The organism is Mesorhizobium sp. B2-2-4 (assembly GCF_006442375.1).
GTDB lineage: Bacteria > Pseudomonadota > Alphaproteobacteria > Rhizobiales > Rhizobiaceae > Mesorhizobium.
Genome location: NZ_VFWB01000007.1, coordinates 251,858 through 271,147 on the forward strand (window position 1 = coordinate 251,858; position 19,290 = coordinate 271,147).

Annotated in this window: 18 protein-coding genes; 11 read left to right on the forward strand and 7 right to left on the reverse strand. The window is 63.1% G+C overall.

Annotated features, from left to right (window positions below):
* Positions 1-19 precede the first annotated feature (19 nt).
* Positions 20-853, forward strand: a complete 834-nt coding sequence (locus tag FJ959_RS19795; RefSeq protein ID WP_140631609.1) for a phosphatase PAP2 family protein — start codon at positions 20-22, stop codon at positions 851-853.
* Between the two features lie 17 nt (positions 854-870).
* Here the strand turns inward: FJ959_RS19795 and FJ959_RS19800 are convergent, their stop codons facing one another.
* Positions 871-1,521: an FMN-binding negative transcriptional regulator gene (locus FJ959_RS19800; RefSeq protein WP_140631612.1), complete on the reverse strand. Its 651-nt coding sequence runs from the start codon at positions 1,519-1,521 to the stop codon at positions 871-873.
* Between the two features lie 15 nt (positions 1,522-1,536).
* Entirely contained in the window at positions 1,537-2,211 is a 675-nt protein-coding gene (locus tag FJ959_RS19805) for an alpha/beta hydrolase (RefSeq protein ID WP_140493883.1), read from the reverse strand.
* 241 nt (positions 2,212-2,452) lie between these two features.
* Here FJ959_RS19805 and FJ959_RS19810 point away from each other — a divergent pair, with 241 nt between their 5' ends.
* The 7 genes from FJ959_RS19810 to sufA all read left to right on the forward strand — a co-directional run bounded on the left by FJ959_RS19810 (position 2,453) and on the right by sufA (position 9,695).
* Positions 2,453-3,616: a cysteine desulfurase family protein gene (locus FJ959_RS19810; RefSeq protein ID WP_140522190.1), complete on the forward strand. Its 1,164-nt coding sequence runs from the start codon at positions 2,453-2,455 to the stop codon at positions 3,614-3,616.
* 185 nt (positions 3,617-3,801) lie between these two features.
* Positions 3,802-5,319, forward strand: coding sequence for a Fe-S cluster assembly protein SufB (gene sufB / locus FJ959_RS19815; RefSeq protein ID WP_140493879.1), 1,518 nt, complete (start codon positions 3,802-3,804; stop codon positions 5,317-5,319).
* 27 nt (positions 5,320-5,346) lie between these two features.
* Positions 5,347-6,102 (forward strand): Fe-S cluster assembly ATPase SufC, encoded by a 756-nt coding sequence (gene sufC / locus FJ959_RS19820; protein ID WP_140556929.1) that lies wholly within the window; start codon positions 5,347-5,349, stop codon positions 6,100-6,102.
* A gap of 25 nt (positions 6,103-6,127) precedes the next feature.
* Positions 6,128-7,396, forward strand: a complete 1,269-nt coding sequence (gene sufD, locus FJ959_RS19825; RefSeq protein ID WP_140631615.1) for a Fe-S cluster assembly protein SufD — start codon at positions 6,128-6,130, stop codon at positions 7,394-7,396.
* Between the two features lie 183 nt (positions 7,397-7,579).
* Complete coding sequence (locus FJ959_RS19830; protein WP_140494998.1) at positions 7,580-8,815, forward strand: cysteine desulfurase; 1,236 nt, start codon at positions 7,580-7,582, stop codon at positions 8,813-8,815.
* Between the two features lie 5 nt (positions 8,816-8,820).
* Positions 8,821-9,213 (forward strand): SUF system Fe-S cluster assembly protein, encoded by a 393-nt coding sequence (locus FJ959_RS19835; protein ID WP_140493873.1) that lies wholly within the window; start codon positions 8,821-8,823, stop codon positions 9,211-9,213.
* A 101-nt stretch (positions 9,214-9,314) separates the two neighbouring features.
* Complete coding sequence (gene sufA / locus FJ959_RS19840; protein WP_006206001.1) at positions 9,315-9,695, forward strand: Fe-S cluster assembly scaffold SufA; 381 nt, start codon at positions 9,315-9,317, stop codon at positions 9,693-9,695.
* A 126-nt stretch (positions 9,696-9,821) separates the two neighbouring features.
* Here sufA and FJ959_RS19845 read toward each other — a convergent pair whose 3' ends face one another.
* Positions 9,822-10,319, reverse strand: a complete 498-nt coding sequence (locus tag FJ959_RS19845) for a GFA family protein (RefSeq protein WP_140631618.1) — start codon at positions 10,317-10,319, stop codon at positions 9,822-9,824.
* A gap of 91 nt (positions 10,320-10,410) precedes the next feature.
* On the opposite strand from FJ959_RS19845, the gene FJ959_RS19850 reads away from it, so the two are divergent.
* Positions 10,411-10,734: a TfoX/Sxy family protein gene (locus tag FJ959_RS19850; protein WP_140631620.1), complete on the forward strand. Its 324-nt coding sequence runs from the start codon at positions 10,411-10,413 to the stop codon at positions 10,732-10,734.
* A 162-nt stretch (positions 10,735-10,896) separates the two neighbouring features.
* Here the strand turns inward: FJ959_RS19850 and FJ959_RS19855 are convergent, their stop codons facing one another.
* Both FJ959_RS19855 and FJ959_RS19860 read right to left on the reverse strand, forming a co-directional pair.
* Positions 10,897-11,814 carry a pseudouridine-5'-phosphate glycosidase gene (locus tag FJ959_RS19855; RefSeq protein WP_140625566.1) on the reverse strand — a complete coding sequence of 306 codons (918 nt, stop codon included), beginning with the start codon at positions 11,812-11,814 and terminating at the stop codon, positions 10,897-10,899.
* 46 nt (positions 11,815-11,860) lie between these two features.
* Positions 11,861-12,805, reverse strand: a complete 945-nt coding sequence (locus FJ959_RS19860; protein ID WP_140560979.1) for a carbohydrate kinase family protein — start codon at positions 12,803-12,805, stop codon at positions 11,861-11,863.
* A 282-nt stretch (positions 12,806-13,087) separates the two neighbouring features.
* Between FJ959_RS19860 and recA the strand changes: the two genes are divergently transcribed.
* Positions 13,088-14,185, forward strand: a complete 1,098-nt coding sequence (recA, locus tag FJ959_RS19865) for a recombinase RecA (protein ID WP_010909075.1) — start codon at positions 13,088-13,090, stop codon at positions 14,183-14,185.
* A 304-nt stretch (positions 14,186-14,489) separates the two neighbouring features.
* Positions 14,490-17,156, forward strand: a complete 2,667-nt coding sequence (gene alaS / locus FJ959_RS19870; protein ID WP_140631622.1) for an alanine--tRNA ligase — start codon at positions 14,490-14,492, stop codon at positions 17,154-17,156.
* A gap of 150 nt (positions 17,157-17,306) precedes the next feature.
* Here the strand turns inward: alaS and FJ959_RS19875 are convergent, their stop codons facing one another.
* Both FJ959_RS19875 and FJ959_RS19880 read right to left on the reverse strand, forming a co-directional pair.
* Positions 17,307-17,933, reverse strand: coding sequence for a glutathione S-transferase family protein (locus FJ959_RS19875; RefSeq protein ID WP_140631623.1), 627 nt, complete (start codon positions 17,931-17,933; stop codon positions 17,307-17,309).
* A gap of 86 nt (positions 17,934-18,019) precedes the next feature.
* Complete coding sequence (locus tag FJ959_RS19880) at positions 18,020-19,231, reverse strand: NADP-dependent isocitrate dehydrogenase (RefSeq protein ID WP_140493857.1); 1,212 nt, start codon at positions 19,229-19,231, stop codon at positions 18,020-18,022.
* Positions 19,232-19,290 lie beyond the last annotated feature (59 nt).

The following is a 19,290-nucleotide window of genomic DNA, read 5'->3' on the forward strand; positions in this document are numbered from 1 at the left end:
CAACGGGATCGGGTTTTCAATGCTGGTGAAACCGCGCCCTTCCGTTTCCGTTGCGCCCGCTGCGGTGGTGCGTCGGTCGGTCGGCAATTTCCGCGACACGCTGCGGATCGTGAGAGGGCGCTTCGCCGCTCGTTCCGCCTCGTATCCCAAGGTCATATGGCCGCTCTGGATCTCGGCCTGGATTTTGCTCACGGCAGCGGCCTTCGCCGGCCTCGACACGCCGGCGGGACTGCTGCACGGCCGGTGGTCGGCGGGCTTCGGCCGGCTTGCCGAGCTCCTGACGCAGTTCGGCCTAGGCGGCTGGTATCTCATCCCTCCGGCACTCTTGCTCATAGGGGCCAATCTGACGGACTGGCGAAGCCTGTCGCGGCGGTCATTGATACTCGTCTACAATTGGACCTGCCTGGCGTTCCTTGCGTTGAGCGCCATCGGCCTGTCCGGCCTGCTGGTCAATGTCCTGAAATATGCGATCGGCCGCGCGCGCCCGCTCTATTTTCAGGATCTTGGTGTGCTGTCTCTGCGTCCCTTCGCCTTCGATGCGCGCTTTGCCGGTTTTCCGTCCGGTCACGCCACGACCATGGGGGCCGTGTTCGGCATCCTGCTGCTTTTGTTCCCGCGGCGCTGGTACATCGCCTTGCCGGTCACGGCCTGCATAGCCTCGACGCGGGTCTTCGTCGGCGCGCATTATCCGAGTGATACCGTCGCCGGCTTTGGTCTTGGCTTTGCCTTCGCGCTGGTTTGCGGACTGGTCTTTGCCCGGCTCGGCTTCATCTTCAGCCCGACACGATCGGGATTGCCGGTGCGCAAGCAGACGTTTCGGCTGATCGGTCGAACAAGCCGAACGGCCGTCTGATTCATCGAGCCTGGGATTTAGTCGCCGTTCAGTCCGCCATAGGACCTTACCAGGTTCACCATGTCGGACGAATTTGCCGTCTCGCTTTCAAGCCCGTGCGCAACGCCTGCGCGATCCGCGACGGGACGGTTCTGGCTGACCTTCCATTTGCCATGGATTTCGGCGATCTCGATCTCCAGCCCGATGATGCCCTTGATCTGCGACTGAATGAACGGGGCAGGCGCATCCGTTACCGCCCATGGCGCCTCACGCGTGCCTTCCTGCGAAGCCGTCAGGTCGGCGATCTGCCGCGCCAGCCAGTCCTGATCATCGATCACCTTCGCGGTGCCGCGCACCTGCACGATGGCATAGTTCCAGGTTGGCACCACCTTGCCGGTCTCGCGCTTGGTCTCGTACCAGGACGGCGTCACATAGGCGTCGGTACCCTGGAAGACGATCAGCACCGTCGAGGCCGGATTGTCGGCGATAAGCCGCCATTGCGGATTGGCTCTAGCCAGATGTGCGCGCAGCCTGCCGTTTGGCCCGACATCGGCGTCGATCAGGAACGGAATGGCGTCGGCGACCGGCCCCTCGGGTCCGCTGGAAACCAGCAGGCCGAGTGGATGTGCCCGGATCAGCCCGTGCAGCACGTCCGGCCGTGTTTCCTGGAAATGAGGAGGCTGGTACATTGCGATTATCCGTCCTTAGCGCAGCCGCTTCGGGCGCGGATCCGACAATTCGCCGGCCAGCCGGCGATCGAGATAATCCGCGCATTCCTCGATCAGCAGTTCGGCATCGTTGGCGAAGAAATGATTGGCGCCGGGCAATGTCTTCTGCGTGATGGTGATGCCCTTTTGCGTGTGCAGCTTGTCGACCAGGCCTTGCACGTCCTTCGGCGGCGCCACCTTGTCAGCGTCGCCATGGATGATGAGCCCCGAGGAGGGGCAGGGCGCCAGGAAGGAAAAGTCGTAGGTGTTGGGTTGCGGCGCGACCGAGATGAAGCCTTCGATCTCGGGCCGGCGCATCAAAAGCTGCATGCCGATCCACGAGCCGAACGAATAGCCGGCAACCCAGCAACTCTTGGAATCCGGATGCAGCGACTGCACCCAGTCGAGTGCGGCGGCCGCATCCGACAATTCGCCGGTACCGTGATCGAATTCGCCCTGGCTGCGCCCGATGCCGCGGAAATTGAAGCGCAGCGTGGTGAAGTCGCGCTTCTGGAACATGTAGAAGAGGTCGTAGACGATTTTGTTGTTCATCGTCCCGCCGAATTGCGGGTGCGGATGCAAGACAATGGCAATCGGCGCGCTCTTTTCCTTCGAGGGCTGGTATCGACCCTCCAGACGGCCGGCCGGACCGGTGAAAATGACCTCAGGCATGAAATACTCCAACTTGGGTAATAAGAATGCGCGGCGCCCGGAGAACCTTCCTCTGGCCTTGACGCAGGGCGAGCGTCTTCATAGAAGCTAGTTTAGAATTGTTCAAAACTGGGTGGCCGGAACGCAATCGTCCGGCTGCCCGCGCCGCAAGCCGCGTAAATAGGACGGCTTGCCTTGGAATTTCAAGGAAATAACGCGATATCTCGGTGGAATGGCTTCTGACGGGACCAACTGGAAGAAAATGGCCGGAATGCGCGCCTATCTCGACTACAATGCCAGTGCGCCCCTGCTTGCAGCGGCACGCGAGGCTATGGTCGCGGCGCTCGATGTGGCCGCCAACCCATCATCGGTCCATGCCGAAGGGCGTGCGGCGCGTCGCCTGATCGAAACTGCAAGGCGTGATGTGGCGGAATTGGTGAAGGCCAAGGCTGGGCATGTCGTGTTCACGTCAGGCGCCACGGAAGCCGCCTCGACGCTGCTGACGCCCGATTGGCGGATGGGGCGCGGGACCATCCGCATGAGCCATCTCTATGTCTGCGAAGCCGACCACCCCTGCCTGTTGAACGGCGGGTCCTTCCCGGCCTCGCAGGTGACGCGGATCGGCGTCGACGCCAATGGAATTGTCGACCTCGAAGCAATGGCAAACGCGCTTGCCGCGCACGATAAGGCCGCCGGCCTGCCGCTGGTGGCAATCCATGCCGCCAACAATGAGACTGGTGTCATCCAGCCGGTCGATCGTATCGCCGAAATCGTAAAGGCGGTCGACGGTGTCCTCGTCGTAGACGCGGTTCAGGCGGCAGGGCGCATTTCGATCGACATTTCGGCGGGTTACGCCGACTATCTGATACTGTCGTCGCACAAGATCGGCGGCCCCAAGGGCGTCGGCGCCATCGTCGCCGCTGCCGATCTGATGATGCCGAAGCCGCTCATCAACGGCGGTGGCCAGGAAAAGGGCCATCGCGGCGGCACCGAGAACCTGCCCGGCATTGCGGGATTTGGCGCGGCGGCGCGGGAGGCTCTCATCGGATTGGAGGCCATCGACGCCCTGCGTCGGTGCCGCGACGAGATCGAGGCCATCGTTAAAATGTTGATACCGGACGTGGAAATCTTCGGAACCGGCGCACCGAGACTTGCCAACACGACATTCTTCGCTATTCCCGGCGCCAAGGCCGAAACGGTACAGATCGCCTTCGACCTGGCCGGTGTGGCGCTGTCGGCGGGTTCCGCCTGCTCGTCGGGTAAAGTCGGTCCGAGCCATGTGCTGAAGGCCATGGGTCAAGGTGACAGTCCGGGTGCGTTGCGCTTGTCGATCGGCGCGGCGACCGGCGCGCAGGACATCGAGGCGTTCCGCCTGGCGTTGGCAGAAATCGCCGCACGTCGGGTGGGCAAGGAGAAGGCCGCGTAGCGGTTGGACGAATTTGGGCCTTTCGGCCTGGTAGAGCCGTGCGTTTCATGCTGGCCGGGTGAATTTCCGGCCGAGGCGCACTATATGAAACTTACGCCGCCGCGGGTGCTCCTTGGGTGCTTATCCGGCGGTGCCATAGTTTGAAAACTGTCGGGCCTTGACCCCGGCGTGGATGGAGAACGCATATGCCTGCTGTGCAGGACACGATCGATCGGGTCCGAAAGATCGACGTCGACCAATACAAATACGGGTTCCAGACCGAAATCGCTGTCGACAAGGCCCCCAAGGGCCTGAGCGAAGACATCATCCGTTTCATTTCGGCGAAGAAGGACGAACCGTCCTGGATGCTGGAATGGCGTCTGGAAGCCTATCGGCGCTGGCTGACGCTGGAAGAGCCGACCTGGGCGCGCGTCAACTATCCCAAGATCGATTTCCAGGACATCTATTACTACGCGGCGCCGAAGAGCACGCCCGGACCGAGCTCGCTCAGCGACGTCGATCCGGAGATCTTGAAGGTCTACGAGAAACTCGGCATTCCGCTGAAGGAGCAGGAGATCCTGGCCGGCGTGCAGAAGACCGATGCGTCCGAGCTCGAGGAAGCCAGCGACAACGTCTACAAGTCCGGCCGCGTCGCCGTCGACGCCGTGTTCGATTCGGTATCCGTCGTCACCACGTTCAAGAAGGAACTGGCGCAGGCGGGCGTCATCTTCTGCTCGATCTCGGAAGCCATCCGCGAGCATCCGGAACTGGTGAAGAAATATCTCGGCTCGGTCGTGCCGACGTCGGATAATTTTTATGCGACGCTGAATTCGGCCGTCTTCACCGACGGCTCGTTTGTCTTCGTGCCCAAGGGCGTTCGCTGCCCGATGGAACTGTCGACCTATTTCCGCATGAACGAGAAGAACACCGGCCAGTTCGAGCGCACGCTGATCATCGCCGAGGAGGGGGCCTACGTCTCCTATCTCGAAGGCTGCACGGCGCCGCAGCGCGACGAGAACCAGCTCCATGCCGCAGTCGTCGAACTGGTGGCGCTAGACGATGCCGAGATCAAATATTCGACGGTGCAGAACTGGTACCCCGGCGACGCCGAGGGCAAGGGCGGCATCTATAACTTCGTTACCAAGCGCGGCGATTGCCGTGGCCACCGCTCGAAGATCTCGTGGACGCAGGTCGAGACCGGCTCGGCGATCACGTGGAAATACCCGAGCTGCATCCTGCGCGGCGACGATTCCAGCGGCGAGTTCTATTCGATCGCCGTGTCGAACGGCTACCAGCAGGTCGACAGCGGCACCAAGATGATCCATCTCGGCAAGAACACGTCGAGCCGCATCATCTCCAAGGGCATCGCCGCCGGCTTTTCGCAGAACACCTATCGCGGCCAGGTTTCGGCGCACCGCAAGGCGACCAACGCGCGCAACTTCACCAACTGCGACTCGCTGCTGATCGGCGACCAGTGTGGCGCCCACACGGTTCCCTACATGGAAGCCAAGAACGCGACGGCTCAGTTCGAGCATGAGGCGACGACGTCGAAGATTTCCGAGGACCAGAAGTTCTACGTCATGCAGCGCGGCATTCCGGAGGAGGAAGCGATCGCGCTGATCGTGAATGGCTTCGTCAAGGACGTCATCCAGCAGCTGCCGATGGAATTCGCCGTCGAGGCACAGAAGTTGATCGGGATTTCGCTCGAGGGCTCGGTCGGCTGACCGGACAGATATTCAGGAAACAAAAGAATGCTTGAGATCAAGAACCTGCATGCCCGCATCGTCGATGACGGCACCGAAATCATCCGCGGCCTGAACCTCTCGGTGAGAGCCGGCGAGGTCGCGGCCATCATGGGGCCGAATGGCTCGGGCAAGTCGACGCTGTCCTACATTCTCGCCGGCCGCGAGGACTACGAGGTCACCGAGGGCGATATCCTCTACAACGGCCAATCGATCCTCGAAATGGATCCGGCCGAGCGCGCGACGTCGGGGATTTTCCTGGCCTTCCAGTATCCGATGGAGATACCGGGCGTGGCGACTATGGAGTTCCTGAAGGTTGCCATGAACGAGCAGCGCAAGGCGCGCGGCGAGGAGCCGCTGAAGATCCCCGAATTCCTGAAGCGGGTGAAGGAAGCCGCCGGCTCGCTCAACATGGACATGAACATGCTGAAGCGGCCGCTCAATGTCGGCTTCTCCGGCGGTGAGAAGAAGCGCGCCGAGATCCTGCAGATGAAGCTTTTGGAGCCAAAGCTCTGCGTGCTTGACGAGACCGATTCCGGGCTCGACATCGATGCGCTCAAGATCGTTTCCGATGGCGTCAACGCGTTGCGCTCGCCCGAGCGCGCCATTGTCGTCATCACGCACTATCAGCGGCTGCTCGAACACATCGTGCCCGACACCGTGCACGTGCTCTACAAGGGCCAGGTCATCAAGTCCGGCGACAAGTCGCTGGCGCTCGACCTCGAGGCCAATGGCTATGCCGGCGTGATCGGTGAAGCCGCGTGAGATGCCAGAAGGCAAGGTCAAACTGATGAACATGCACACACAACCCCAGCGGACACCGGCCGAAACAGCGTTGATCGACGCTTTCGGCGAACGGTTGTCGCTGCTGCCGGGCGACGGCGCGGTGATGTTGAAGCGCGACGACGCCATCGAGGCGGTGAAGCACGGACTGCCGACCCGGCGTATCGAATCCTGGCACTACACCGACCTGCGCCGGCTGCTGAATGCGGTGCCGGACTTCGACCCGACGGCCGTGGTCAAAGCCATCGCGCCAGTCGTTGAAGGTTCCACCGTGTTGCCGCTTCTCAACGGCGTGTCGAGCGCCAAAACGCCCGCAATCGAAGGCGTCAGCGTCCAGTGCCTGTCGGAGAAACTGACCGACGGCAGCATCGCGCCTGGGCTCGATCCCTACGGCAGCGACGATGCCATCGGGGCGTTGAACACGGCTTTCGTCGCCGACGGTTATTTCGTCGACATCGCCGATGGCACCCAAGTGGAAAAGCCGATCGAATTGCAGAACCTGCAGGCCGGCGGCCAGACGCATGTACGCCTGGCCGTGCGCGCCGGCGCCGACGCCAAGGCTGTGATCGTCGAACGCCAGGCCGGCGAGGGCGCGGCCCTTGTCAGCTCGGTCAGCCAGCTCGTGCTCGGCGAAGGCGCCGAGGTGACGTGGCTGATCATCCAGGAGCAGCCGGACACGGCAACGCATCTGGCGCAGTTCAAGGCTCATATCGGCAAGAATGCGAAGCTGACGCTGTTCGTCATGAACGCCGGCGGCAAGCTCGTGCGCCAGGAGGTCGTGGTGAAGACGACGGGCGAGGGCGCTGACTTCCAATTGCGCGGCATCAACCTGCTGGCCGGCGACGCCCACACGGACACCACCATGGTGCTCGATCATGCGGTGCCGCACACCACGTCGACGGAAGTGATCCGCAATGTCGTGACCGGCAAGGCCCGTGGCGTCTTCCAGGGCCGCATCAACGTCCATCAATACGCGCAGAAGACCAACGCCAAAATGGCTTGCAACACGCTGCTTCTGTCGGACGACGGCGAGTTCTCGACCAAGCCGGAACTCGAAATCTTCGCCGACGACGTGGTCTGCGGTCATGGCGCCACCGTCACCGAGATCGACCACAACCATCTGTTTTACCTGATGGCGCGCGGCATCGACGAGAAGAGCGCCCGTGGTCTGCTGGTGAAGGCCTTCATCGCCGAGGTGATCGAGGAACTGGACGACGAGGTGATCGTCGAGGCCCTGGAGACCAGGCTCGACGGCTGGTTTGCGGCGCATGGATGAGTGGATAGGGCTCGCTCCGGCGAACACCCCTGATCCGGCCGCTTCGCGGCCACCTTCTCCCACAAGGGGAGAAGGAAGAGCGCCTGACCTTCTCCCCTTGTGGGAGAAGGTGGATCGGCGCGAAGCGCCGAGACGGATGAGAGGCGTTGCACGGAATGAGGCGGTGCCTCAAGAGAGCTTATGATGGACCAGAAAGTCGAAACCTACGACGTCGAGGCGATCCGCCGCGATTTCCCGATTCTGTCACGCGAAGTCTACGGCAAACCTCTCGTCTATCTCGACAATGGCGCCTCGGCGCAGAAGCCGCAGGCGGTGCTCGACGCGGTCCAGCACGCCTATGCCCAGGAATACGCCAACGTCCATCGCGGCCTGCACTTCCTGTCCAATGCAGCGACCGACGCCTATGAGAAGGCGCGGGAGACGGTTCGCCGCTTCCTCAATGCGCCGAGCACCGACAATATCGTCTTCACCTCGAACACGACATCGGCGATCAACACGGTCGCCTATGGCTATGGCATGCCCAATATCGGCGAGGGCGACGAGATCGTGCTGTCGATCATGGAGCACCACTCCAACATCGTCCCATGGCATTTCATCCGCGAGCGGCAGGGCGCCAAACTGGTCTGGGTGCCGGTCGACGATCTCGGCGTCTTCCACATCGAGGAATTCGAGAAGCGGCTGACAGACCGGACGAAGCTGGTCGCCATCACGCAGATGTCGAACGCGCTGGGCACGGTGACGCCGATCAAGGAGATCGTGCGCATCGCGCATTCGCGCGGCATTCCCGTGCTCGTCGACGGCAGCCAGAGCGCCGTCCATATGCCCATCGACGTGCAGGACCTCGACTGCGATTTCTTCGTCTTCACCGGCCACAAGGTCTACGGTCCCTCGGGCATCGGTGTACTCTACGGCAAGAAGGACATCTTGCAGCGCATGCGTCCGTTCATGGGTGGCGGCGAGATGATCGAGGAGGTGACCGAAGACATCGTCACCTACAACGACCCGCCACACCGCTTCGAGGCCGGTACGCCGCCGATCGTCCAGGCGATCGGGCTGGGCGCCGCGCTCGATTACATGGAAAAGATCGGCCGCGAGCGCATCGCCGCGCACGAGGCCGATTTGAAGGACTATGCGCACGAGCGGCTGCGCGCCATCAACTCGCTGCGCATCTTCGGCGATGCGCCCGGCAAGGGGGCCATCATCTCGTTCGAGCTGCAAGGCATTCATGCCCATGACGTGTCGATGGTGATCGACCGGCAAGGCGTGGCTGTGCGCGCGGGCACCCATTGCGCCCAGCCCCTGTTGAAACGCTTCGGCGTAACCTCCACATGCAGGGCGTCGTTCGGCATGTATAATACGCGAGCCGAAGTCGATGCTTTGGCTGATGCGCTGGAAAAAGCACGCAAGTTTTTCGGGTGACGATAATGGAAGATGCCAGCACAGCCACCGATGCTGTTCCCGACGCGGCCGCCAATGCGGTGGTTTCCGCGTCCGCCATTCCCGCCGACGAACTGGCGCGGCTGACCGACGACATCGTTTCGGCGCTGAAGACGGTCTACGACCCGGAAATCCCGGCCGATATCTACGAGCTTGGCCTCGTCTACAAGATCGACATCGAGGACGACCGCTCAGTCAAGATCGACATGACGCTGACCGCGCCCGGCTGCCCGGTGGCCGGCGAGATGCCGGGCTGGGTTGAGAACGCCGTCGGCGCCGTCGAAGGCGTGTCGGGCGTCGAGGTCAACATGACATTCGACCCGCCCTGGTCGCCCGATCGCATGTCGGAAGAGGCGCAGGTGGCGGTGGGCTGGTACTGACGTCGAGTCCGGCACACTTGCGCCAGTGGCAAAACTTCACCATTTTAGGTGAGGAATCATTCGGCAGGCCTTGAACCTGCATGGAATGGAGAAGGAAAAAGATGGGACGCTTTGCCGTCATCACGATGACCGAAAAGGCCGCCGACCGGGTGCGCGAGATCGTTGCCACGCGTGAGAATGCGCATGGCATTCGCCTCGGTATCAAGAAGGGCGGTTGCGCCGGCATGGAATACACGGTCGACCTGGTGACCGAACCCAATACCAAGGACGACCACATCGAGCGCGACGGCGCCCATGTCTATGTCGCGCCGGAAGCAGCACTTTTCCTGTTCGGCACCGAGATGGATTTCGAGCAGACGACGCTGCGCACCGGCTTCACCTTCCGCAACCCGAACCAGAGCTCGGCCTGCGGCTGCGGCGAATCCGTCGAACTGAAGCCGGCCGACCTCAAGGCGCTGGCAGAAGCACGCGCCTCCGCCTGACCTTCCTTAGCCCCGATACGGGGAGGAGGTGGCCCCAAGGGCCGGATGAGGGGCAGCGCTAGCCCATCCGAAGTCTGTGCCACCTCTCATCAGCTTGCACGTTCCCCGTACGCAGGAAGAAGACGGCTATTCCACCCACGTCCCGGTCCGCTTGTGCCAGTCGGCGATCGATTCCTCGGGATAGACGTCGAACACCTTGTCGCTCGGCCCGACATCGGGCTCGACCCAGTTGGCCTTGTATTTCAGCATCAGATGCACCTTGCTTGGCGGTTTCGGCAGGTCGCTGTCGATCGCCGAGGCGAAGGGATGGACGAGTTCCGGCCAGGTCGGGTCGTAGAGCCACAGCGCCGATCCGCATTTGCGGCAGAAATTGCGCTCTCCGGTCGAGATCTCGCAATGCGGATGTTCGTCGTCCTCGATCTCGGCCCGATAGACGCCGAGGCTCCTCTTGCCGCGGATGGTCATCGTCTCGTAGTCGGCGCCGAGATTGACGGCAAAACCGCCGCCGCCCTGCTGCTTGCGGCAGATCGAGCAGTAGCACAGCATGAACGGCACGGGCGTGTGGCTTTCCACCTCGAAACGAACGGCATTGCAGCGGCAGGACCCCTTGAGCAGGACAGGCATGGCGGGAACTCCGATCGATCCCCTTTCAATCTGTCAGCATGGTTTTGGTTGCGCCGATGACAAGGCCGAATCGCGGTGACATGATCCGCGCATGGACAATGAACGCATAGAAGAACTCTTCCAGAGCCTGGGCCCGGTCAGCATCCGGAAACTGTTCGGCGGCAAGGGCATCTATGCCGACGGCGTCATCGTCGCCATCGTGCTGCGCGGCGAATTGATGCTGAAAGCGGACGAGCAAAGCGCGCCCGATTTCGAGGCCGCCGGCTGCACGCAGTGGACCTACACCGGGTCCCGGCACGGCAAGCTGGTGGCGATGCCCTATTGGAGCATTCCCGACAATGCCTTCGACGACCCCGACGAGATGGCGGTCTGGGCGCGGCGGGCCTATGAGGCGGGGCGAAGGGCGGGGAAGTGAAGCGCAGCCGTCGAGTTCCTTCACCCCCCCTCCCGCCTGCCGGCTGTCGGCCTGCTTCTTCAACGTTGAAAATTGGCGAAAGCCGGTGTGACGTCTGATCTCCCCCCTATCGGAGGAGATGTCCGGCAGGACAGAGGGGGGTGCCGTCCAGCCCACATCGGCCTACAGCGCCCCGGCAATCCGCGCTGCCAGCCGAGCATTGTTTTCGACCAGCGCGATGTTGGTCTTCAGGCTCCGGCCGCCGGTGAGTTCGAGGATTTTGGAGAGCAGGAACGGCGTCACCGCCTTGCCGGTAACGTTGAGCGCCTCGGCGGCCTTCTGGGCGGCCTCGATGTAGCCGGCCATCTCGCCGGCCGGGATTTCGTGATCCTCCGGCACCGGATTGGCGATCAGCATGCCGCCGCTCAGGCCCAGCGCCTGTCGCGTCTTGTAAAAATGCGCGATCTCTTCCGGCGCGTGCAAGGTCAGCGGCGCGCGGAAGGGCGACTGCCGCGACCAGAAGGCCGGCATGGTCTCGCAGCCATGGCCGATCACGGGCACGCCGCGGGTCTCCAGCACCTCCAGCGTCTTTTCGATGTCGAGGATGGCCTTGGCCCCAGCCGAGACGACGATGACGGGCGTGCGCGCCAGCTCATCGAGATCAGCCGAAATGTCGAAGCTTTTTTCGGCGCCCTTGTGCACGCCGCCGATGCCGCCGGTGGCGAACACCTTTATCCCAACCATATGCGCGGCGATCATTGTGGCGGCAACCGTGGTGCCGCCGGTGCGCCCTTGCGCGACGGCGAAGCCGAGATCGGCGCGAGAGAGCTTCATGGCGTCGCCGGTCATGGCGAGCGATTCGCGTTCTCCGTCGGAGAGGCCGATCTTGATGCGGCCCGCCACCACGGCGATCGTCGCCGGCACCGCGCCGCCGTTCGCAATGATCCTTTCCACGTCGGCCGCCATGGCGCCATTGTCGGGGTAGGGCATGCCATGGGTTATGATGGTGCTTTCCAGCGCAACCACGGGCTTCCCGGCGGCCAAGGCTTGCGCCACCGGCGCGTGGACATCGATGAAGGGGCGGGCGGTGTCTGGGGTCATCTGGATCTCCAATCCGAAGTGCGGCGCATCCTTTCGGATGCCGGTCTCATGCCATTTCCTGCTCTTCGGGCACAAGAGCCAGCGCTTGCGCGAAAGTCGCCGTGGTGAAATCGGGAACGGCGCCCGCGCTTTCAATAGCCAGCGTCGCGGCGGCGACGCCCTCGCGCAACGCCGCGCGCAAGGGCATGCCGCGCAGCAGGGCGGCGACCGTCGCGCCGGCAAGCGCATCGCCGGCGCCGGTGACGTCCACGACCTTTCTTGGAGGGGGCGGGACGACGGCAAAGCTGCCGTCGCGGTCGAAGCCCAGCACCGGGCCGCCGCCCGCCGTGACCACCGCGCTGTCGAGGCCGGCGCTTCTCAGCCCGTCGAGGATAGTTTTTTGAGAGGCGGCATCGTCAAGTCCGGCAAGCGCCACCGCCTCGCGCCTGTTCATGAAGGCGACGGCCAGGCCGCCGAGCACCGGTGTCAAGCGCACGACCTTGGCCGGTGAAATGGCAATGGCGAACACGGGCTTGCCGGCGGCAAGCGACACCAGCCGCTCCAGAGCCGCCGATGGCAGGTTGGCGTCGCACAGGACGGCATCGGCGGCGGCGATCTCCTCCCGCACCCTGGAGCGGCGGATCTGCTTTGCAAATGCCAGCTCATAAAGCGCCATGTCGGCAAAGCCGACGAGCAGTTCGCCCTCGCGGTCGATCAGCGCCGTATAGCTCGGCGTCGTGCGGTCGAGGAACACCGCGGACAGGTCGGCAATGCCTGCTTCGGCGATGGCGCGCGAAACCGTGTCGGCGGCGGCATCGCCGCCGCGCACCGACAGCAACGAGCCCGAGACGCCTCGCCGCACCGTGCTGCGCAATGCGTTGAAGACGCCGCCGCCAACGTCCTCGCGCATCGTGCCCGGGTTGGAGGCAGCCGGCACGTAAGCGCCGGACACCTGGCCGCGCCTGTCGATATGGGCGCCGCCCACCGCCAGGACTCTTGGAGATCTCACCATGCGCCGATATGACCTTTGTTGGCGGTCACGCACAAGCGCCATGCTGTGCGACGGAGCTTCGCAGGCAACAACCAGCGATTCGTGAGGCCGGCACGGCGAACCAGCCTGGCCTAATATTCGGGTCATGCTGGAGCCGAATCGTGAGACAAAAAAAGAACAAATCAGGATGTTGCTTATTTTTCAAATGCTTGATCCCTCTTGCCAAATGAGAACAAAAAAGGTACAAATAACCAAGGATTACGGATTGTCCGGCCTTCATTGACGACTACGGGGTGATGTATCATGGCTCAGAACAGCTTGCGGCTTGTAGAGGATAAGGCAGTGGACAAATCAAAGGCTCTGGATGCGGCGCTGTCGCAAATCGAGCGGGCTTTCGGCAAGGGCTCGATCATGCGGCTCGGCGCGAACGAGCAGGTCGTCGAGATCGAAACCGTGCCGACCGGCTCGCTCGGCCTCGACATCGCGCTTGGCGTCGGCGGCCTGCCGCGCGGCCGCATCATCGAGATCTACGGGCCGGAAAGCTCGGGTAAGACGACGCTGGCGCTGCACACGGTGGCGGAAGCCCAGAAAAAGGGCGGCATCTGCGCCTTCGTCGATGCCGAGCATGCGCTCGATCCGGTCTATGCCCGCAAGCTCGGCGTCGATCTCGAAAACCTCCTGATCTCGCAGCCTGACACTGGCGAGCAGGCGCTTGAGATCTGCGATACGCTGGTGCGCTCCGGCGCCATCGATGTGCTGGTGGTCGATTCGGTCGCGGCGCTGACGCCGCGCGCCGAAATCGAGGGCGAGATGGGCGATTCGCTGCCCGGCCTGCAGGCCCGCCTGATGAGCCAGGCGCTGCGCAAGCTGACCGCCTCGATCTCGCGCTCCAACACCATGGTCATCTTCATCAACCAGATCCGCATGAAGATCGGCGTCATGTTCGGCTCGCCCGAAACCACCACCGGCGGCAATGCGCTGAAATTTTACGCCTCGGTGCGTCTCGATATCCGCCGCATCGGCTCGGTCAAGGACCGCGACGAGGTCGTCGGCAACCAGACCCGCGTCAAGGTGGTCAAGAACAAGCTGGCGCCGCCCTTCAAGGTGGTCGAGTTCGACATCATGTACGGCGAAGGCGTGTCGAAGACAGGCGAGCTGGTCGATCTCGGCGTCAAGGCCGGCGTGGTCGAGAAGTCGGGCGCCTGGTTCTCCTACAATTCGCAGCGTCTCGGCCAGGGCCGCGAGAACGCGAAGCTGTTCCTGCGCGACAATCCCGATACGGCGCGCGAGATCGAACTTGCGCTCAGGCAGAACGCCGGACTGATCGCCGAGAAATTCCTTGAGAATGGCGGCTCCGAAGGTGGCGATGATGGGTTCGAGGATGAAGCCGGCGCGATGTAAGCGTTCGCCGGCGCAATTCAAGCGTTCGCCGGCGCGATCTAGCGTTCGGTTTATGGCCCGAGTTCGGCCATAATCCCGGTTCATCAATTTGAGCTTATGTAATCGAGTTCTGTAGTATTGCGTTTCGAACCGCCGGCCCCGTGCCGGCGGTTTGCGTTTTGGGTGGCTGGTGAACCGCGAATTGGCCGGCTTGCGTGTTTCTGGACAGGGTGCCAAGCGGCGGCTAAAAGGCCAGCTCCATCTTCTAAAGCAGAGCCCATTTTCCGCCGGTCCGGCCGGCGGCTCTCTCGAAAAGGCAGCATTCATGAGTGGCGTGAACGAGATCCGGTCGACATTTCTCGACTATTTCCGCAAGGAGGGTCACGAGGTCGTGGCGTCGAGCCCGCTTGTACCGCGCAACGATCCGACGCTGATGTTCACCAATGCCGGCATGGTGCAGTTCAAGAACGTCTTCACCGGCCTGGAGAAGCGGCCCTATTCGCGTGCCACGACCGCCCAGAAAAGCGTTCGCGCCGGCGGCAAGCACAACGACCTCGACAATGTCGGCTACACCGCGCGCCACCTGACCTTCTTCGAGATGCTCGGCAATTTCTCCTTCGGCGACTATTTCAAGGAGCGCGCCATCGAGTTGGCCTGGAACCTCATTACCAGGGAGTTCGGGCTTAAGAAGGACAAGCTGCTCGTCACCGTCTACCACACCGACGACGAGGCGGCCGGCTTCTGGAAGAAGATCGCCGGCTTTTCCGATGATCGCATCATCCGCATCCCAACCTCCGACAATTTCTGGGCGATGGGCGACACCGGGCCGTGCGGGCCATGCTCGGAAATTTTCATCGATCGCGGCGAGCACATCTGGGGCGGTCCGCCCGGCACCCCGGAGGAGGATGGCGACCGGTTCCTGGAATTCTGGAACCTGGTGTTCATGCAGTACGAGCAGGTGACGAAGGACGAGCGCATCGACCTGCCGCGCCCGTCGATCGACACCGGCATGGGGCTGGAGCGCATGGCCTCCATCCTGCAAGGCGTGGAAAGCGTGTTTGAGACCGACCTGTTCCGCCATCTGATCGATGCGGCGTCGTCCGCGCTCGGCCGCGGTCCCGACGCCGAGACCGTCGCATCCTATCGCGTCATAGCCGATCACCTGCGCTCGTCCTCGTTCCTGGTCGCAGACGGCGTGCTGCCATCGAACGAAGGCCGCGGCTATGTGCTGCGCCGCATCATGCGCCGCGCCATGCGGCATGCGCAATTGCTCGGTGCGAACGAGCCGCTGGTGTGGAAGCTGGTGCCGGCGCTGGTTCGCGAGATGGGTCAGGCCTATCCGGAACTGGTGCGCGGCGAACAGCTGATCACCGAGACGCTGAAGCTTGAGGAGACCAGGTTCCGCAAGACACTGGTGCGTGGCCTCGGTTTGCTGTCGGAGGCGACGGAAAAGCTCGGCGCCGGCGACATGCTGGACGGCGAGACGGCTTTCAAGCTTTATGACACCTACGGCTTCCCGCTCGACCTGACGCAGGATGCGCTGCGCCAGCGCAACATCTCGGTCGATCTTGCCGGCTTCACCAATGCGATGGAGCAGCAGAAGGCCGAGGCGCGTAAGCACTGGGCAGGTTCCGGCGAGGCGGCGACGGAAGCGGTCTGGTTCCCGGTGCGCGAAAAATCCGGCGCTACCGAATTCCTCGGCTACGAGACCGAGCAGGCGGAAGGCATTATCCAGGCGCTTGTCCGCGACGGCAAGACCGTCGACAGCGCCGGCAAGGGCGAAGCGGTAGCCGTAGTCGTCAACCAGACGCCGTTCTATGCCGAATCCGGCGGCCAGATGGGCGACACCGGAACCATTTCAGGCGAAGGCTTCTCGATCGAGATTTCCGATACGCAGAAGAAGGCCGACGGGCTGTTCGTGCATCTCGGCAAGGTGGTCAGCGGCACTGCCAGGACGGGTGCCGCCGTCGAGCTGAAGGTTGACCATGCGAGGCGCTCCAGGCTCCGCGCGAACCATTCCGCGACGCATCTGATCCATGAGGCGCTGCGCGAGGTGCTGGGCACCCATGTCGCACAGAAGGGCTCGCTGGTCGCGCCCGAGCGCCTGCGCTTCGACATCTCGCACAACAAGCCCATCTCGCCCTCGGAACTCGAGGAGGTCGAGCGCATGGCCAATGAGATCGTGGTGCAGAACAGCCCGGTGATCACGCGCCTGATGTCGGTCGACGATGCCATTGCCGAAGGCGCCATGGCGCTGTTCGGCGAGAAATACGGCGATGAGGTGCGCGTCGTGTCTATGGGCACGGGCCTACATGGCGCCAAGGCCAACCGCCCCTATTCGGTCGAGCTTTGCGGCGGCACGCATGTCAGGGCAACCGGTGACATCGGCCTGGTGCGCGTCGTGTCCGACAGCGCCGTCGCCGCAGGCGTGCGCCGCATCGAGGCGCTGACGGGCGAGGCCGCGCGCAAGCATCTCGACGAACAGGACCGGCGGCTGAAGGCGGCCGCGGCAACACTGAAAATCTCGCCGGCCGACGTGCCGGCGCGTGTTGAAGCCCTGCTCGAAGAGCGCAAGAAGCTCGAGAAGGAGCTCACCGAAGCGCGCAAGAAGCTGGCGCTGGGCGGCGGGTCGCCCGCTGACGCGCCGGCCGCCAACGAGACCGTCGCGGGCGTCGGCTTCCTCGGCAAGTCGGTTTCCGGTGTCTCGCCGAAGGATCTGAAGCCGCTCGCCGACGCCGGCAAAAGCTCGCTCGGCTCCGGCGTGGTCGTGTTCGTCGGTGCGGGCGAGGACAACAAAGCGAGCGTCGTGGTCGCCGTCACCGATGATCTCGTCGGCCGTTTCAGCGCCGTCGACCTGGTGCGTGTCGCCTCCGCCGCCCTCGGCGGGCAGGGCGGCGGCGGCCGGCCCGACATGGCGCAGGCCGGTGGCCCCGATGCCTCGAAGGCCGACGACGCGATTGCTGCGGTGAGGGCGGCGCTGGAGGCGGCGTGATTCATTGCAGAATTGGGGGGCAACGCTCCAGGCCGGTTGCTTCCCTTCGAGGTCGCGCGGCCCCTCATGATGGGCGGCGCGACATCAATGATCGGCTGTCCGCGAAATCGTTGACCTGAATCGAATATCGCTGCGCTGCGCTGTCGCAGATCAGCCGGCCTTTTCAGTCCTGGCAAAGCTTGCCTGTTTAGCAATACAATCCCACCAGTCCTGTATGTCGGCAAAGCGAGCCAGCAGTTTGCGCCCTTCCGCCACCCTGACGAAATAGCCGATGATCGGTGCCGCATGCAGGTCGGCGAGCGTCAGTTGATTGCCGAGCAACCACGGCCCCGGGGATCTCAATGATGAGAGCACCTGAAGGACCGCTCCTGCTTGTCGTAATCCGCTGACAATCAGCGCTTCGTCAGGCGACGCCTTCTCCAGCCGCTCCACGGCGACGTCCCAGACCATGGCCCGATAGCCATAAGCGTCGAGCATGCCGATGATCTGGTTCATCCGCGCGCGGCCGCGCGGATCGTTCGGCTGCAAGGGCGGTCCGTCGAAAGCTTCATCGACATAGCGCGTGATCGCGCTGGCCTCGAACAGGCGAAAACCGTCATGCTCGAAGGCCGGGATGCGGCCGAACGGGTGGTGCTCGAAATACCAGCCGGGGATGCCCTCGGCGGCAAAGACATCGACCGGCACAAGCTCATAGTCGACGCCCTTCTCCTCCAGCGCCATGCGCGTTATGCGCACGTAAACGCTGTAGTCCGCGCCGTAGAGGACCGGTTTGGCCATGTTGCCAGTCCTTTGCTTTCGATTTCGTTGGCCCAAAAAAGCGAAGGCTCCTTCCGGAGCCTTCGGCGTGTTGAACCCGCGGGTGCCTACGCCATCGCCTTCTGCAAATTCTCGTCGATCTTGTCGAGAAATCCGGTGGTCGACAGCCAAGGCTGGTCGGGGCCGATCAGCAGCGACAGGTCCTTGGTCATGAAGCCGGATTCGACCGTCTGGATGCAGACCTTTTCCAGCGTTTCGGCAAAACGCTTCAATTCGGCATTGTCGTCGAGCTTGGCGCGGTGGGCCAGCCCTCGGGTCCAGGCGAAGATCGAGGCGATCGAATTGGTCGAGGTTTCCTCGCCCTTCTGGTGCTGGCGATAGTGGCGCGTCACGGTGCCGTGCGCGGCTTCCGCTTCCACCGTCTTGCCGTCCGGCGTCATCAGCACCGACGTCATCAGGCCAAGCGAGCCGAACCCCTGCGCCACCGTGTCGGACTGTACGTCGCCGTCATAGTTCTTGCAGGCCCAGACATAGCCGCCCGACCATTTCAGGCTGGAGGCCACCATGTCGTCAATCAGGCGGTGCTCGTACCACAGCTTCTTGGACTTGAACTCGGCCTCGAACTCAGCCTCGTAGACCTCCTGGAAAATATCCTTGAAGCGGCCGTCATAGGCCTTGAGGATGGTGTTCTTGGTCGAGAGATAGACCGGGTAGTTGCGCAGCAGGCCGTAGTTCAGCGAAGCGCGGGCGAATTCGCGGATCGACTCGTCGAGATTGTACATGGCCATGGCGACGCCGGCGCCGGGCGCGTCGAACACGTCGTGCTCGATCACCTGGCCATCCTCGCCGACGAACTTGATCGTCAGCTTGCCCTTGCCGGGAAAACGGAAATCGGTGGCGCGGTACTGGTCGCCATAGGCGTGGCGGCCGACGATGATCGGCTTGGTCCAGCCGGGCACCAGCCGCGGCACGTTCTTCATGATGATCGGCTCGCGGAAGATGGTGCCGCCGAGGATGTTGCGAATGGTGCCGTTCGGCGATTTCCACATCTTCTTCAGCTTGAATTCCTCGACGCGCTGCTCGTCGGGCGTGATGGTCGCGCATTTCACGCCGACGCCGTATTTTTTGATGGCGTTGGCCGAATCGACGGTCACCTGGTCGTTGGTGGCGTCGCGATGCTCGATGCCGAGGTCGTAATATTCAAGCTTGAGGTCGAGATAAGGGTGGATCAGCTTGTCCTTGATGAACTGCCAGATGATGCGGGTCATCTCGTCGCCGTCGAGTTCGACGACCGGGTTCGCCACCTTGATCTTCGCCATGGAAAGAATGCCTCGTTGCTGGGAAATGGGACGGCCTTGCCCGCGTGGCGTTCGGCCGA